The sequence below is a fragment of the Methylophaga sp. UBA4204 genome (assembly GCF_002379485.1).
GTDB lineage: Bacteria > Pseudomonadota > Gammaproteobacteria > Nitrosococcales > Methylophagaceae > Methylophaga.
Window position 1 is genome coordinate 16,526 of the sequence record NZ_DFTU01000001.1, and the last position, 15,446, is coordinate 31,971.

Genomic DNA, 15,446 nt, shown 5'->3' on the forward strand with positions numbered 1-15,446 from the left:
ATATACCTTTATGTTTTTGTTTATTGATAAACTCAGGAAAGGTTGGCGGCCAATACAGGCCGCCATGTTTTATCTTGATTTTCCACGGCCGTGCACTATCCGGTAAAGTGCCGGCAACACCACCAGTGTTAGCAAGGTTGACGAAATAATTCCGCCAATGACGACCGTTGCCAGTGGCCTTTGCACCTCAGCCCCGGTACCGGTATTGAGTGCCATCGGCACAAAACCGAGACTTGCTACCAGAGCCGTCATCAATACTGGCCGTAACCGAGTCATTGCACCATCAACGATTGCTTTGTGCAGATCGCCGTGCCGGTGCCAGTAATCCCTGATGAATGACAACATGACGAGACCGTTTAACACCGCAACACCCGAGAGTGCAATAAAACCAACCCCTGCGGAAATAGATAGCGGCATATCTCGCAGCCAGAGCGCCAGCACCCCACCAGTTAATGCCAATGGCACACCAGTGAAGATAATCGCTGCATCACGAAATGAACCAAACAAGGTAATCAGCAGGCCCATAATGATAACCAACGTAACCGGTACCACAATCGACAGTCGTTGACTGGCTGATTGCAGTTGTTCATAGGTTCCACCGTATTCGATCCAATAACCGGGTGGTAATTGCACTTGCTCAGCAATACGCTGTTGAGCTTCTTCTACAAAAGAGCCCAGATCCCGGCCTCTGACATTGCTGGTGACCACGACACGCCGTTTGGCGTTTTCTCTGGAAATCTGACTCGGCGCCTCCGTTAATTCGATGGTTGCGACTTCAGACAAAGGTACGTAATCACCACCAGGTAAACTCACGGGCAGATTTGACAAGGCGGGTATGTCTTGTCTAATTTCTTCAGGCAACCGCACCACCAGATCAAAGCGCCGATCGCCATCATAGATCAGGCCAACTTCGCCACCGCCAACGGCGGTTGATAACATGTTTTGCAAATCATCAACATTAAGACCATAACGTGACATGGCCATACGTTTGGGTTCAATGGTCAGCATAGGCATATCATCGACCTGTTCCAGCCGGGCATCAGCAGCGCCGGGGATCTCCTGAATCACAGCCAGAACCGCCTCTGCATTTTGCTTAATCAAGTCCAAATCATCGCCGAAAACTTTAATACCCAAATCCGCACGAACGCCTGAAATTAACTCGTTAAAGCGCATCTCAATCGGTTGGGTAAACTCATAGTTGTTACCTGGTAATTGGGTAACCGCCGCTTCAATTTCTGCAAGTAGTTCGCTTTTAGGTAATTCCGGATCCGGCCATTCACTCCTAGGCTTAAGTATAAGAAATGTATCGGCCACATTAGGCGGCATCGGATCAGTCGCGACTTCTGGTGTACCGATTTTGGCAATCACCTTATCTACCTGTGGGAAAGTTTTGAGCCGCTGTTCAAGCTGTTCCTGCATTTTGATAGATTGCTCAAGGCTGGTACCGATCGTTCGCAGTGCATGTAAGGCAATATCACCTTCGTTCAGTTGCGGAATAAATTCCGAGCCCATTTTGCTGGCCATGTTGACAGACAAAGCAACCAACACAACAGCCAAAAGCATCAGCAGCCAACGCAATTTGAGGCTGAGCAGCAACACTGGCCGGTAAAGCCATTTGGCACCACTGATGATAAAACTTTCTTTTTCAGTGATTCGCCCCCCCATAAACATAGCGATGGCAGCCGGCACGATAGTCAGCGTAAAGACCATGGCAGATAGTAATGCAATAACTACTGTGGCAGCCATTGGCTCAAACATCTTGCCTTCAACCCCTGTCAATGAGAATAATGGGATATAGACAATCGTGATAATCATGACGCCAAATAAGCTTGGGCGTATCACTTCATTGGTGGCCTCATAAACGACATTTAAGCGTTCTTTAACAGGCAACACTCCACCGTTTTGTTTTTGTGCCATAGATAATCTTCGGATAGAGTTCTCAACAATAATTACCGCACCATCGACAATCAGGCCAAAATCAAGTGCCCCCATACTCATCAAATTGGCAGAAATACCTGCCTGTACCATTCCAGTAATCGTTGCCATCATTGATAGTGGTATAACTGCAGCCGTGATTAAGGCCGCGCGGATATTGCCTAACAACAGAAACAACACAACGATAACCAGCAAAGCACCTTCAAGCAGATTTTTTTCAACCGTGGCAACGGCTTTATCGACCAAGGTGGTGCGATCGTATACCGCTTCCAGTATGACGCCCTCCGGTAATGACGATTGAATCTCCGCCATTTCACGAGTCACAGTCGCAGCAACTTCACGTGAATTTTCTCCAAACAACATCATAACTGTGCCGACAACCGTCTCTTTACCATCACGTGTTCCCGCACCACTGCGCAACGGCTTACCAATCACAACGTCGGCCACATCTTTGACGAGCACCGGCCGATCATCGATATTTTTCACTACCACCTGACCAATATCATCGATGGATTTAAGCTGTCCTGGCGATCGAACCAAAATCTGCTGCCCATAACGTTCAATATAACCGGCGCCCCGATTATCATTGTTTTGCATCAGCGCCTGTTTCAGATCACTGAGGGACACGCCAAAATTCAGCAATTTCGCCGGATCCGGCTGAACATGAAATTGCTTTTGATAACCACCGTTAACATTGACTTCTGTGACCCCTTTTACCCGCTCCAGCCGGGGTTGAATGACCCAGTCCTGAAGCACTCGTAAATCGGTAGGATCATATGAACTGCCATCAGGTTGCCTGGCATCAGGTTCTGCGGTAATTGTGTACATGACAATTTCACCCAGCCCGGTCGCGATAGGTCCCATCTCCGGTTCAATACCCTGTGGCAGTGAGCCTTTTATCACTGCCAAACGGTTATTAATAAGATTACGCGCAAAATACAGATCGGTGCCTTCTTCAAATATCACGGTGACTTGTGATAATCCATAGCGAGAGATGGATCGGGTGTAATCAAGATCCGGCAGTCCGGCGATCGCTCTCTCGATGGGATAAGTGATGCGTTGTTCAGATTCCAGCGGCGAATACCCGGGTGCTCTGGTATTGATCTGCACCTGTACGTTGGTGATATCAGGCACCGCATCAATCGGCAGCTTCTGAAAGCTCCAGATCCCAAGGCCAATGATAAGAAATATCATTGACAACATCAGGCCACGTCTCTCGATTGAGAGACTTAAAATATTATTAATCATGTCTGTTTCCTAAATCAGTGAGCGTGAGCTGCGCCGGCTTTTTCCAGATCAGCTTTAATCAGATAGCTATTTTCAGCGACGATGTCATCGCCCTGCCGGAGTCCGGATATAACCTCACTGAATTGACCATCATTAAGACCCAGTTGTAATGGCCTGACTTGATATTGATTACCTACTTTGACAAAAGCGACTGATGCGCCTTCAAACTGTTGTATGGCACTGTTAGGAATTCTTAGTTTGACTTCTGTTTGCTCGGTAATGGCTTCAGCCTCAACGAGCAAACCCGGAAACCAGACTTGCTGCTGATTATCAAGTGCAACGCGGGCAATCCGATAAGGGGCATCATCTTTGCTTGGCAGCAGTTGCTTTATCGTCGATTCATAAAATGTGTTGTTATGTAACAGACGCACTTTCTGACCGGGTTTTATATTCATGGCCTGTCCTGGAAAGACTTTGAGTTCAGCCCAAAGTGATTGGGTATTCGTGATCGTAAACAAACTTTGATCTGCCGCGACTTCGCCGGTATTGGCATCTTTTGCTGTAATGACACCTGAGATGGGCGCGGTTAAGTTATAACTCTGTAAGCTGTTGTTTGACTCAACACTGGCTAATAGCTGACCTTTTTTGACAGAATCACCAAAATTCACATAAACGCGGGTGATTTGACCCGGAAAACGTGCTCTGACTTGACTTATCTCATCAGGTGATAAAACCACTCTACCGTAGAGTTTGGAGGTGACCGATATTTGTCCGGCTGTAACTTCTGCAGTTACCACACCGTGTTTTTGAGCCATACCGTCATCCATTTCTACATGCTCACTACCTTCATCCTCAGCGTCGTGAGCATGCCCTTCTTCTTCGGGTTTTGATTCAGCGCTATGATCATGTTCATCCTCTTTTGGCATCGATTCATCATGGTTATCTTTATCATGTGTTATCTCATGATCATGCTGCTGATTTGATTCTGCTAGCTGGGCTTGTGCTTGTTGATCTGATTGAGGAGCCTCATGCGCATGACCATCTTCAGCAATGGCAGGTGACATGATGAGCAATATTAGCGCTGCTATTGATAGTAGGCTGCTCATGGGTAAAAAAACGAAATGTGATTTATTAAACATAGTTTTGTCCTGATTCATATTGCTTACTCTGCAGCTGTTAGCGGTTCGGCGGTGAGTTGTTCGATTTCTGTCTGATATAGCAATGCAGCCGTTGCAGCCTCAATGACACTACGTCTGGCACCTAGCAGGTCTTGTCTGACGGTAAGAAATTCCAGATAACTGTAGAGTCCCCGTTGATAACCGGTTTGCGTTTGCTCCAGACTTTTAGTGAGTTTGGGGATAATCTGTTGTTGCAACTTGGAAATACTTGCAATTGCTTGTTCACGCCCGGAATAGGCCCGATAAAGCTGAGCATGAAGTTGCAACAGCATATCTTGACGGCGATAGCTGACTTCATTACGCGCGGCCAATGCTGATTCAATATCCCCTTGCGCTCGCTGGCGGCTGAACAAAGGCACTGACACACCAGCAACTAACGCCGAATCATTCAGTCCTTCATCTCGCCTGATCCCAACTGACCAGGTCAGATCTGCAACTTGCTGAGTTCTGGCAAGACGTACTTGTGCATCACGAACCCGCGTTTCTGCAGCGAAACGTTCCAGTTGCGGATTTTGCTGGGCCTGATTAAATAAGGCTTCAAATGACATGGCCTCGCTAAAGGCAAACAATGAGCCTGTGGCGGTCTCAAAATTAGGTTGATAACTCCCCCACAAATTAGCGAGTACCACTTTGTTGGCTTCCAGCTGACGTTTTTCGGCAGCCAATATCAGTTCAGCCTGATTAACAGAAGCTTCGGCGCGGCCCAAATCTGCTTCAGCCGCGACGGCAGCACCTACACGTTTATTAACTTCTGTTAATGTTGTTTGTGCCAGTTCCAGCCCCGTCTCGGCTAGCTTTACACGCTCTTGGCTATTGAGCACTTCAATAAATTGTCGTGTTACCTGACCTAGCAAGTCCAGCGCTTTTATTTTGCGATCAACACGGACAACATCGCTTTGTTGTTCCACTAGTTCAACACGGGACAGTCTTTTATCCCCCAGTTCAACGACAGAGGAGAGAGTGACCGTGGTTTCAAGTGACTTGATACCGCTTAGTTCCCTGGTGCCAGCGAAATTTTCAATCTCAGCACCAACAACATATGCCGGTTTGAGATTGGCCGTTTTTTTCTGGGCTTCAAGTTGTTGCTGACGAATTGGAAAAACCTGTAATGCCGGATGTTGCGCCAGTGTTTGTTGCATGGCCTCGTTTAAACTCAACGTTTTCGTTTGTTGAACGTTCTCGGCTAATACCGGCGAGACAGAAAAGGCAACCAGCATCGAACAAAGCAATGCACGGATAGCAGGCGCACGCACATTTGTAGTGCGATCAAAGTGTATTTTCATGAAATTAGATCCTGTTTAACTGCAAACAACGGACTTACGTTAAGTCCGCAAAAACATCAGCAGTTCAAGATCTCGGAGGGCGGTACATACTGACTGTAAAGTCAGGTTTTGGCGATCTAGGGTGGAGGTTGAAATAATTGTCTGGAATAGCAGCAACATTAATTCCATCAATATTAAAGATGGCGATAAAATGTGAACACTGACAATGCATACAAAAATCACAATCGCCAGTACTTTGTGCATCATGCGAAGACGCATTGTTCGCTTGTTGAATTGCATTGGAATCATCAAGAACAAGCTGATGTTCTTGTGGTGTCTTGGAATCAGATGTATGAATGTCAGCCGCAACTATGCCTGATTGCATCACAATCATAAAGATGAGCATGTTGATAAATAATTTTACTGACATTCGTTAATTTTATTAATGGATTCTGATGTCTTAGTTAACAAGATACTAACTTAGTTCCCAAAAGATTAGCAAAATTAAAAGTTCTCTGCTGGTGACCTGCTCCCCACTTTCTAATCCATAAAGAACTTAGTAATGTTCATCACTGAAAAGGAAGATGAGCATGAAAAAACGATTTACAGAAGAACAAATTATTCAGGTTTTGAAAGAGGCAGAAGCGGGTCTTTCCGTGAAGGAGTTATGTCGTAAATACGCTATTTCCGATGCGACGTTCTACACCTGGCGTAAAAAATACGCTGGTCTGGAAGTCTCTGAGGCTCGTCGTCTCAAAGGCCTTGAACAAGAAAACGCCCAGCTTAAAAAATTACTCGCCGAATCTATGCTGGACAATGAAGCCCTCAAGGTGGCGTTGAACCGAAAGTACTGACCGTCAGGGATAAGCGGGAGGCGGTGCGCTCTATGCTGTCACAAACAGCTATTTCTGAGCGTAGAGCCTGTTCCCTGGTCGGTCTGAACCGCGCCACCATGCGATACCAATGCCAGTCAACACAAGAAACTGATCTGGTGCAGCGTATTAAAGCGATTGCCTTTGAACGACGCCGGTTTGGTTACCGGCGAGTGCATCAGCTATTACGTCGAGAGGGACTGTATGTGAACCACAAGAAAGTTTATCGCTTGTATCGAGAAGCTGGATTGGCGGTACGTAAACGAAAACGACGCAAAGGTCTCATGGTGGAGCGTCAGCCTTTATTGCTGCCAGACAGACCCAACCATACCTGGTCGATGGATTTTGTGATGGATTCACTCGCCCATGGTCGGCGCATCAAATGTCTTACCATCGTTGATGACTTTAGCAAAGAATGCCTGGATATACCGGTAGGTCATGGTATATCCGGTGAACAGGTCGTACGAACACTGGATACTATTGCTGCCTTTAGAGGTTATCCGGTGGCAGTAAGAACTGATCAAGGGCCAGAGTTTACCGGCAAAGTGCTGGATCAGTGGGCGTATCAACATGGTGTTGAATTGAAACTGATACAGCCGGGAAAGCCCATGCAAAATGGCTATATCGAGAGTTTCAACGGTAAGTTTCGGGATGAATGTTTGAACGAACACTGGTTTAGTGATCTGGCTCATGCCAGAGAGCTGATCAATCAATGGCGAATTGACTACAATGAAAACCGGCCACATTCTTCACTAGGCTATCAAACGCCATTGGAGTTTGCTGCAGCCAACCGACAAATTGAATCAAAAACCACGGGCATTACTAAGCTGAAGTTGGACTAGATGTTGGGGGCAGGTCAACTGAAATGAACTCGGAAGATCTAATCAAAAAGCTCAATAATTTAATTGAACTCGATTACGATGCCATTGCTGCTTATAAAGCGGCGATTGAGCGTCTTGATGACATGCAGTTTAAACAACAATTAGCCGCATTTATGGAAGACCATCAAAACCACATTACGGCTTTAAGTGAATCAGTAAGGCTGGAAGGTGGAAATCCGGCTGATGGCGGTGATCTAAAACAGATACTCACTAAAGGCAAAGTTGTGATAGCTGAACTGGGTGGAGATAAGGCCATTCTTAAAGCAATGAAAATGAATGAAGAAGTTACTAATAAAAGTTATGAAGAAATGGTAGATGAGCCTTTCCCAGGAACAATAAAACTCATTTTACAAAATGGTTTGGCAGATGAAAGACGTCACCGAGCATGGATTAATGCAACCCTTGAACAAATTTCTTGATTACGCAACAACCTCAATTCGTTAACTAATCCTAGCTCTATGGCACAGATTAATTGATAAGGAGTAAATACTATGTGGAAAGCACTATTTTTTACCATGACATTAGCTTTCTCGTCGGTCATATTATCCGGTTGTTCCGATGAACAGGATAATCAAATGGGGCAGGACTCTGAGCTGGATGCTGACCCACAGTGGAGCGAGAACCCTTATGGTGATGAAGATGTGGAGGAAATTGAAAACCCTCAATCAGCTGAAGAAATCAACCGCAACAAAGATGATAGCGATTTAACTGAAACACCTCCTTATGATGAAGAAGATAGTGGTTTAGATGAGGCAACTGAACAAGGTGTTGGGCAGCAATATTAAAATTGCTTCACCGGAATCTGACTTATCCAACTAGAACCCAATAAATCATAAAGGTTTATTGGGTTTTCTTTTAAATTAATGAATTTTGGATCCTATTTGGACACCGGCTTGATTCTGCCGCCATGGCTTACTATCGCAAAAAGCATAGTTTTTACAGTCAGCAGTGCAACCTCGGCACGGTAACCGTTTCGATTGTAGGATGTGTTTCAAATTTGGCTCAGATTTACTATTACGCATATTAACGGCTCGTTTAATGATTCATGATTAAAGTAGCTTTTTCCAGGTGAATATGCCGTGAAAAATTTCTATTTCGGTAGAAAATAAGCTTTTAAATAAAAACCATTGACGCTTATAAAACTGCTTTAGCTTCATCTATGGAAAAGACTATGATGTCTGCAGAATCACATAACGTTAATTTCATCGACATTTCAGCTCGTATAAATAAGGATTTATAACAATGCGTTGGAAGGGAAGACCCAAAAGCAGCAATATTGAAGACAGACGGGCCATGCGTACTTCTGGAGCTGGAGGCTTAGGACGTGGTGGTTTACGATTATTACCGTTGGTTTTTCGATTTCTTGGTGTTAAAGGTACTTTGTTAGTAATTGTCGCTGTGGTTGCTTATGGTTTGTTTACCGGTAATTTAGGCAATATGCTCTATGCGCTAGGACTGGGAGAAAGTCCACCCACCAGCGTTTCCACCGAAACGTTAAATCAAACGCCGCAGGAAAAAGAACTAGTTGAATTTGTCTCAGTAATCCTCGCAGATACCGAGCAGACGTGGAGCAGTATCTTTCAGGAAAATGATGAACAGTATCAGGAGCCTCATCTGGTGTTGTTCAGAGGGGTGGTACGTTCGGCTTGCGGCATTGCCCAGTCAGCAATCGGCCCTTTTTATTGTCCTGCAGATCAACAGATTTATCTGGATCTGAATTTTTTCGATCAACTCAAAAACCGATTCAAAGCACCTGGTGATTTTGCTCAGGCATATGTGATTGCACATGAAGTGGGACATCATATTCAGACTCTGATGGGGATTTCAGAAAAAGTTCATGCTGCCCGCAGCCGGTTAAACGAAACAGAAGCCAACAAACTCTCGGTCAAACAGGAATTACAGGCAGACTGTTTTGCAGGTATCTGGGCCAATCATGCAAATGATCAACGTCAACTTTTGGAAACCGGTGATATTGAAGAAGGGCTAAGAGCTGCCAGTGCGATAGGGGATGATACCTTGCAAAAACAATCGCAAGGTTATGTAAGCCCCGATTCATTTACCCATGGTAGTTCGCAACAACGAATGCAGTGGTTTAAAACGGGATTTGAAACTGGAGATATCGCGCGTTGTAATACATTTGCAAACGGTTAATCCCTTTAGGAAAGAGTTTCTTTATTTTAAAAATTACAGATGCTCTGCTCACCGGATGCAATATTTTGGAAGCTTAAAATGTAATATTCCCCAATTTATATTGATAAGCATACTGAATACAGGTCATTTTGATGTGTTCGTTAGCATTTATTGAATGTGATTAATACCAAAAATAGACTGCATAAATTACGGTCAATTACACCTTTTGGATTATTGCTTGCGGGCGCAGATACCAGCAACATAGAATGGCGCGTTTTTTCTTATAATTATTTGGAGTTTAACAATGTCAGAACCCGTTTGGTTTAGAACCGCAGAAGCCACCGTTTTTGCCAGTGAAGATCAAGGCACGGATGCGATGCCGGAAATTTTAATTGGCAGCACCAAAGGTCCGGCAGGCCAGGCATTTGCCAATTTGATGGGGCAGACAGAAGGTCACACCCGTATGTTTGCCATTCGTGCCACCAATCAACAGGTTAAACCGGCAACCATGATCGTGCCTAAAGTGACCATCAAATCGAGCAGTTATGTGGAATTGTTTGGTGGACCGGTTCAGTCGGCGGTGGCCGATGCGGTATTGGATAGCGTTATTGAAGGCGTCATACCAAAAGAACATGCTGATGATTTATGTATCGTGGCGATGATTTGGATCGCGCCAGATGCGGCTGCTAATCCGGATGTTGATCGCAAGGACTTATACCGCACGAATTACGAAGCGATGAAATTGGCCATCAAACGTGCGATGTCAGGTTCACCAACAATTGATGAGCTGATTGCCAACCGCAATAAAATCCATCATGAAATGTATGATCCAGAAACGGGTGAATCAGCCTGGTAAGTTAAAGCTGTATTCACTAAAAAACCCTCTTTGTGTGAGCAAAGAGGGTTTTTTTTGGTTACAGGACAAGTAGTCGTCTATTTAATGCTCGTTAAATAACTTTTCATAAAAACCACGTTCAAAATCCCGAAGTGGCTTACGTGCAACATTGCGGTTGTCACTATCTGAATGATAATTGGAAAGTAACTGTACAAAGTACAATGACTTGCCTGATTTTGTATTTATTTTCCCAGCCAGATTGTAAACACCATAGATAGAACCGGTTTTTGCTGTTACTTTGCCACTCAATGGCGTATTGATCAGGCTACTGCGGTATCGCAGGGTTCCAGACTGTCCTGATACGGGTAGCGTATCAACCAGTCCCAGCTCCTTATGGCTGAAGATGTACTGGACGACCTGCATTAACTGCTTGGCGGTGACCCTATTGTTACGTGATAACCCTGAACCATCCATGATAATGGCACGAGACAAATCAATACCGGCTTTTTCCTTAAATACCTCTTTGATGGCGGCCGCACCATTCTCATAACTACCAGGTTGTTTGTAATAAACACGGCCAACCGTTTTAAGCAGATTATCAGCAATCAGATTATCCGACCGTTTCATCATCAAATCGATCAGTTTCATCAATGGTTCTGATTGATGCAAGGCAATAACGGTCCCATGTGCGGTATCGTCACGAATAATTTTGCCACGTAATCTGATTCCGGCACGATCCAGTTCCTCCTGAAGAACCTCCTTGAGATATAAGGTGGTGTTTTGTACCGCAAGATGAAAATTTACTGGCAAACGATGCGAGCCCACGCATCCATTAAGTGAGAAGTGATTTTTATTGTCGGCAGTCAGCTTGAGATCACAATCAATATTCTGATTTTCCAGGCCTTCGCGGATGATGATATCGTCAGCACTGATACTGATATATGGCGAGCCACTGGCTTTCAGCCCCTTAACGGGTGCCGGGGTAGTGCCCTCAATTTTTCCGTAGATACAGTTACCATTCATCGTAATGCTACTGGACGGGGCACTGTAACAGACACCCATAATATCCCATGGTAAGCCAACAGCACGCTCAGAGGTGTCGAAGGCGCTGCCGTTCAAATAGAGATTTCCATCGATAGTAGTTTGCTTGAGCTTAAGTTTTTCGACCAGAACACGCAGATGGGTGCGGGTGAAAGTCGGGTCTCCACTGAAATTGATTATCACATCGCGATCAGTCGTTTCCATTGTGGTTTCAAAACGAAAATCTTTATCCAGAACCAGGCGAGCTCCCAGACCCGTAATGATTTTCTGCAAACTGGCAGGTTGCTGGAACTGTTCAGCACGTTCAGAGTAAATTTCCTTGCCACTTGCGGTATCGACAACATACAAAGCAATATCTGCACCTTCCGGTGTAGGCTTGCCGTTCAATGCCGGGTCAGAAAAAGTTTGTGTAGCGTAAGTAGAAACACTAAAGAAAAGCAACATTACCAGGGTGAGATATTTGGTCATACAGTCCAGTGATACATGAGTTTTAAGTTAAAAGATTGCAAAGCCTATCATGAAATTCAGCATTTAATTTGAAACAAAAAGCTAAGCTTGGAGAAACGCCGACGACAACAGCGATTGGCTGGTGAATCTTAAGTGTACATCGGTTTGTTTTCGGCCACATTCATCCAGCCTTTGGCTATACGGTAGATAACCCAAATCGCATTGGCCAGCAGAATGAAAACCCCGATAACTACAGCACTCAATAAAGCACCTATCAAGCCCCACAAAAGACAAAACCAGAAGGTACGGATCTGCCAGCGAAAATGTGATTCAAGCCACGTTCCACGCACATCATCGCGTTTGATGTAGTTCATGATAACGGCAACCAGGAACGTTAAACCAACAATAAAGGATGCTGCCTGCAGGGCATAAATAACAATCGTCAGTGTTTTGACTTGATTTGAATTATCGTTCATATCGGGGTCTGGGGAAGGATTGGGAATAATTCTGGGTTCAGACATGAAATATCCTTTGGTTATCTGCCTGCAAGGATAAATCTTTTGCAGGCAGATACCAAAACTTTATCTCAGGAAAAAACTATGTTGGAGTGAAATTTTGCTATATCGCTGTTTTAATTAAGAAGTGAAATTAGTTAAGCGTTTCATGTGGAGTGGAGTTAGAGCAATGAGAGCATTCACTGATTAGATGAGCCTGGTTGTAAAACTTTCTTCTGGCAACATGAATTGCCGTTTTACAATCTGGCAAATCACCCAATTGAATGCGATCAATCATTGGGGGTAAATTGGGACATGTTTCTGGACACACATGATGAGTGTCACATCCCTTGTTAGGAAGCTTAGGATTTGAATCTAGGTAATAACTTGCCATATCGATATCTCCCTGATCTTATCAACATCTTTGTTTTCCGTTAGGCCAATATTGAACTAACAGGTAAGTCACATATTTATTATTACTCTTACAACCCCAGTTACCGTAAATGAATAATTCCTGTTTTCACAGGAAACTTTACCCGTCAACACCTAAGGAAAACAGAAAACCCATGAATTTACAACAGCTTGGAGCCGTTAATTCAGACTCTTAATTTAAAGTTATTTAAACAAAATAACGATTTCCCGCCAATAAATGATAACCACGTCACACTTTATGCGCAATAAATGCTGACAATAATCCAAAAATGTTAACTCTGTCACATTTTTTATGGATATTAATCGTTTTTATCGATTGTTTTTGTATGAATAAACTGTTTTACAGATTAATCCTTTGTGAGTATTGTGGCAACCCTGAACAAATAAGCCACTACAACAAAACTATATAGGGATTTAATCATATGAAAACAACCCGTCAAACCGCTGACATTGGTATCGTCGGACTTGCTGTCATGGGCCAGAATCTGGCTTTAAATATGAACGATAAAGGTTTTACCGTTGCTGTTTACAACCGAACAGCCACGAAAGTAGACGAGTTCATGCAGGGCCCTGCAAATGGTTCCAGAATTATTGCCTGTCACGATTTGAAAGCGTTTACTGAATCATTGCAACGGCCCAGGAGGGTTATGTTGATGGTAAAGGCAGGGGATGTGGTCGACAGCTTTATCCAGCAACTTTTACCGTATCTGGAGAAAGGTGACATTATCATAGATGGTGGTAACTCTTTGTTTAATGACAGCGATCGCCGTACTCAGGAATTACATCAGCAAGGGATTCTGTTTATTGGCAGTGGTGTGTCTGGTGGTGAAGAGGGGGCACGCCATGGACCTTCGTTAATGCCCGGTGGTAATAAAGCTGCATGGCCAGCAATAAAAGATATATTCCAATCAATCTCTGCGCAGGTTGATGGTGAGCCTTGCTGTGACTGGGTAGGAAATGATGGGGCAGGCCATTATGTGAAGATGGTGCATAACGGTATTGAATATGGCGATATGCAACTGATTTGTGAAGCCTATCAGATGATGCGAGAAGGCATGGGGTTGTCAGGTGATGAAATTCAACAGGTATTTGCCGAATGGAATGATGGTGTGCTGGATTCCTATCTGATTGAAATTACTCGCGACATTCTTAAAGTAAAAGAACCTGATGGCAGTTTGTTAATCGATCATATTCTGGATACCGCAGGTCAAAAAGGTACCGGAAAATGGACGGGCATGAATGCGTTGGATTTAGGCACGCCTTTAACATTGATAGGTGAGGCGGTATTTGCCCGTTGTTTGTCAGCGTTGAAAGATGAACGGGTTACGGCATCTCGCGTATTACCGGCTAAGGCGGTTGCTTTTACTGGTGATAAACGTGAAATGATTGATGCCGTTCGGGATGCACTTTATGCCTCCAAAATCATTTCCTATGCCCAAGGCTATATGTTAATGCGTGAAGCAGCGGCAACTTATGGTTGGGAGTTGAATTATGGGGGTATTGCGATGATGTGGCGTGGTGGCTGTATTATTCGGAGCCAGTTTTTATCCAAAATCCGTGACGCTTTTGAGCGGAATCCGAATTTGCAGAACCTATTGCTGGATGAGTTCTTTATTGACGCCATCAGCGAAGCATTGCCGGGCTGGAGAAAAGCGGTCGTTACAGCGATTGACGTTGGTGTGCCGGTACCTACCTTCAGCAGTGCTTTGTCATTTTATGATGGTTATCGCAGTAAACGTTTGCCAGCCAATTTGTTACAGGCACAACGCGATTATTTTGGTGCCCATACATACGAACGACTCGATAAACCCCGAGGTGAATTTTTTCACACCAACTGGACAGGACGCGGTGGAAATATATCTGCCAGCAACTACGATGTCTGAATGTGTTTCACGCCTCAGTGATATGCCTCCTGTCATATCATTGAGGCAGATTTAAGGTGAAATGAGTTTTTTAATTTAAACTTTAAACCGGTATCCCACACCTTGAACGGTTTCAATAAATCTTGGTTGTATAGGTTCTTCACCAAGTTTATGGCGTAACTGGCGTACTAGAACACGTAAATAATGTGTTTCATCAACAAAGCTTTCACCCCAGATGGTCTGGGTTAAAAAACGATGGGTCAGGATATGCCCTGGCTGTTCTGTGAGTAATCGAAGCAACTCGAATTCTTTACGAGATAAATGAATTATTCTGTCATCCAGTTTGACCTGATATTCCGCTAAATCGATAAACAGGCCATTGATTTCACGTTTACTGTTAGAAGCTACAGTATTGTCACTTATTCTCAGTAACGCTCTAACCCGAGCCATCAACTCACTGATGCCAAACGGTTTGGTGACATAATCATTAGCACCGGCATCCAATGCCTGCACTTTTTCATCTTCGCTGGATCGAACAGACAGAACAATAATCGGGATCTGTGACCATTTACGTAATGCTTTTATAACATCCTGTCCATCCATATCCGGCAAACCTAAGTCCACAATCAACAGGTCAACCTTTTGTTCGACCATAATGGCTAATCCTTGTTCACCGAGCCTGGCTTCCAGCACCACATGATGATGTGCTTCAAGACTGATCCTCAAAAATTTCTTAATCTGAGCTTCGTCTTCTATGAGTAATATTGTGGCCATGTAAATACTCTGTGGAGGTTAGGACTTATTGATCTTTCATATTCACCACTGCTGGCGGCTATGAAAGATCAACAGC

The 15,446-nt window shown here is 44.3% G+C and carries 13 protein-coding genes; 6 read left to right on the plus strand and 7 right to left on the minus strand.

Annotated elements, in window-relative coordinates:
* Window positions 1-69 precede the first annotated feature (69 nt).
* The 4 genes from B3182_RS00105 to B3182_RS00120 form a co-directional block, all read right to left on the minus strand.
* Window positions 70-3,183 (minus strand): efflux RND transporter permease subunit, encoded by a 3,114-nt coding sequence (locus B3182_RS00105; protein WP_292398338.1) that lies wholly within the window; start codon window positions 3,181-3,183, stop codon window positions 70-72.
* A 14-nt stretch (window positions 3,184-3,197) separates the two neighbouring features.
* The gene (locus tag B3182_RS00110) at window positions 3,198-4,301 is read right to left on the minus strand and encodes an efflux RND transporter periplasmic adaptor subunit (RefSeq protein WP_292411112.1); all 1,104 of its coding nucleotides are present in this window, start codon (window positions 4,299-4,301) and stop codon (window positions 3,198-3,200) included.
* A 23-nt stretch (window positions 4,302-4,324) separates the two neighbouring features.
* Window positions 4,325-5,623, minus strand: coding sequence for a TolC family protein (locus B3182_RS00115; RefSeq protein ID WP_289245101.1), 1,299 nt, complete (start codon window positions 5,621-5,623; stop codon window positions 4,325-4,327).
* Between the two features lie 64 nt (window positions 5,624-5,687).
* On the minus strand, window positions 5,688-6,032 hold the full coding sequence (locus tag B3182_RS00120; protein WP_292411840.1) for a hypothetical protein: 345 nt from the start codon (window positions 6,030-6,032) through the stop codon (window positions 5,688-5,690).
* Between the two features lie 160 nt (window positions 6,033-6,192).
* Here B3182_RS00120 and B3182_RS00125 point away from each other — a divergent pair.
* The 5 genes from B3182_RS00125 to fae all read left to right on the plus strand — a co-directional run bounded on the left by B3182_RS00125 (window position 6,193) and on the right by fae (window position 10,341).
* Window positions 6,193-7,316 (plus strand): IS3 family transposase gene (locus tag B3182_RS00125; RefSeq protein WP_292411838.1). Its coding sequence is split into 2 segments (ribosomal slippage): window positions 6,193-6,451 and window positions 6,451-7,316, totalling 1,125 coding nucleotides; the frame shifts between segments, so codons are not numbered across the junction.
* A 23-nt stretch (window positions 7,317-7,339) separates the two neighbouring features.
* Window positions 7,340-7,774, plus strand: coding sequence for a DUF2383 domain-containing protein (locus B3182_RS00130; RefSeq protein ID WP_292751067.1), 435 nt, complete (start codon window positions 7,340-7,342; stop codon window positions 7,772-7,774).
* A gap of 72 nt (window positions 7,775-7,846) precedes the next feature.
* Window positions 7,847-8,140 carry a hypothetical protein gene (locus B3182_RS00135; RefSeq protein ID WP_292357020.1) on the plus strand — a complete coding sequence of 98 codons (294 nt, stop codon included), beginning with the start codon at window positions 7,847-7,849 and terminating at the stop codon, window positions 8,138-8,140.
* A 457-nt stretch (window positions 8,141-8,597) separates the two neighbouring features.
* Window positions 8,598-9,506, plus strand: coding sequence for a KPN_02809 family neutral zinc metallopeptidase (locus tag B3182_RS00140; RefSeq protein ID WP_292357018.1), 909 nt, complete (start codon window positions 8,598-8,600; stop codon window positions 9,504-9,506).
* A 283-nt stretch (window positions 9,507-9,789) separates the two neighbouring features.
* The gene (gene fae / locus B3182_RS00145; protein WP_292357016.1) at window positions 9,790-10,341 is read left to right on the plus strand and encodes a formaldehyde-activating enzyme; all 552 of its coding nucleotides are present in this window, start codon (window positions 9,790-9,792) and stop codon (window positions 10,339-10,341) included.
* A gap of 81 nt (window positions 10,342-10,422) precedes the next feature.
* Here fae and dacB read toward each other — a convergent pair whose 3' ends face one another.
* Together dacB and B3182_RS00155 are read right to left on the minus strand one after the other, a co-directional pair.
* Window positions 10,423-11,829, minus strand: coding sequence for a D-alanyl-D-alanine carboxypeptidase/D-alanyl-D-alanine endopeptidase (gene dacB / locus B3182_RS00150; protein ID WP_292411638.1), 1,407 nt, complete (start codon window positions 11,827-11,829; stop codon window positions 10,423-10,425).
* A gap of 128 nt (window positions 11,830-11,957) precedes the next feature.
* Entirely contained in the window at window positions 11,958-12,329 is a 372-nt protein-coding gene (locus tag B3182_RS00155; protein WP_292357012.1) for a DUF4870 family protein, read from the minus strand.
* 827 nt (window positions 12,330-13,156) lie between these two features.
* Between B3182_RS00155 and gnd the strand changes: the two genes are divergently transcribed.
* Window positions 13,157-14,617: a decarboxylating NADP(+)-dependent phosphogluconate dehydrogenase gene (gnd, locus tag B3182_RS00160; protein WP_292357010.1), complete on the plus strand. Its 1,461-nt coding sequence runs from the start codon at window positions 13,157-13,159 to the stop codon at window positions 14,615-14,617.
* Window positions 14,618-14,692: 75 nt separating this feature from the next.
* Here the strand turns inward: gnd and B3182_RS00165 are convergent, their stop codons facing one another.
* The gene (locus B3182_RS00165; RefSeq protein WP_292357008.1) at window positions 14,693-15,370 is read right to left on the minus strand and encodes a response regulator; all 678 of its coding nucleotides are present in this window, start codon (window positions 15,368-15,370) and stop codon (window positions 14,693-14,695) included.
* Window positions 15,371-15,446 lie beyond the last annotated feature (76 nt).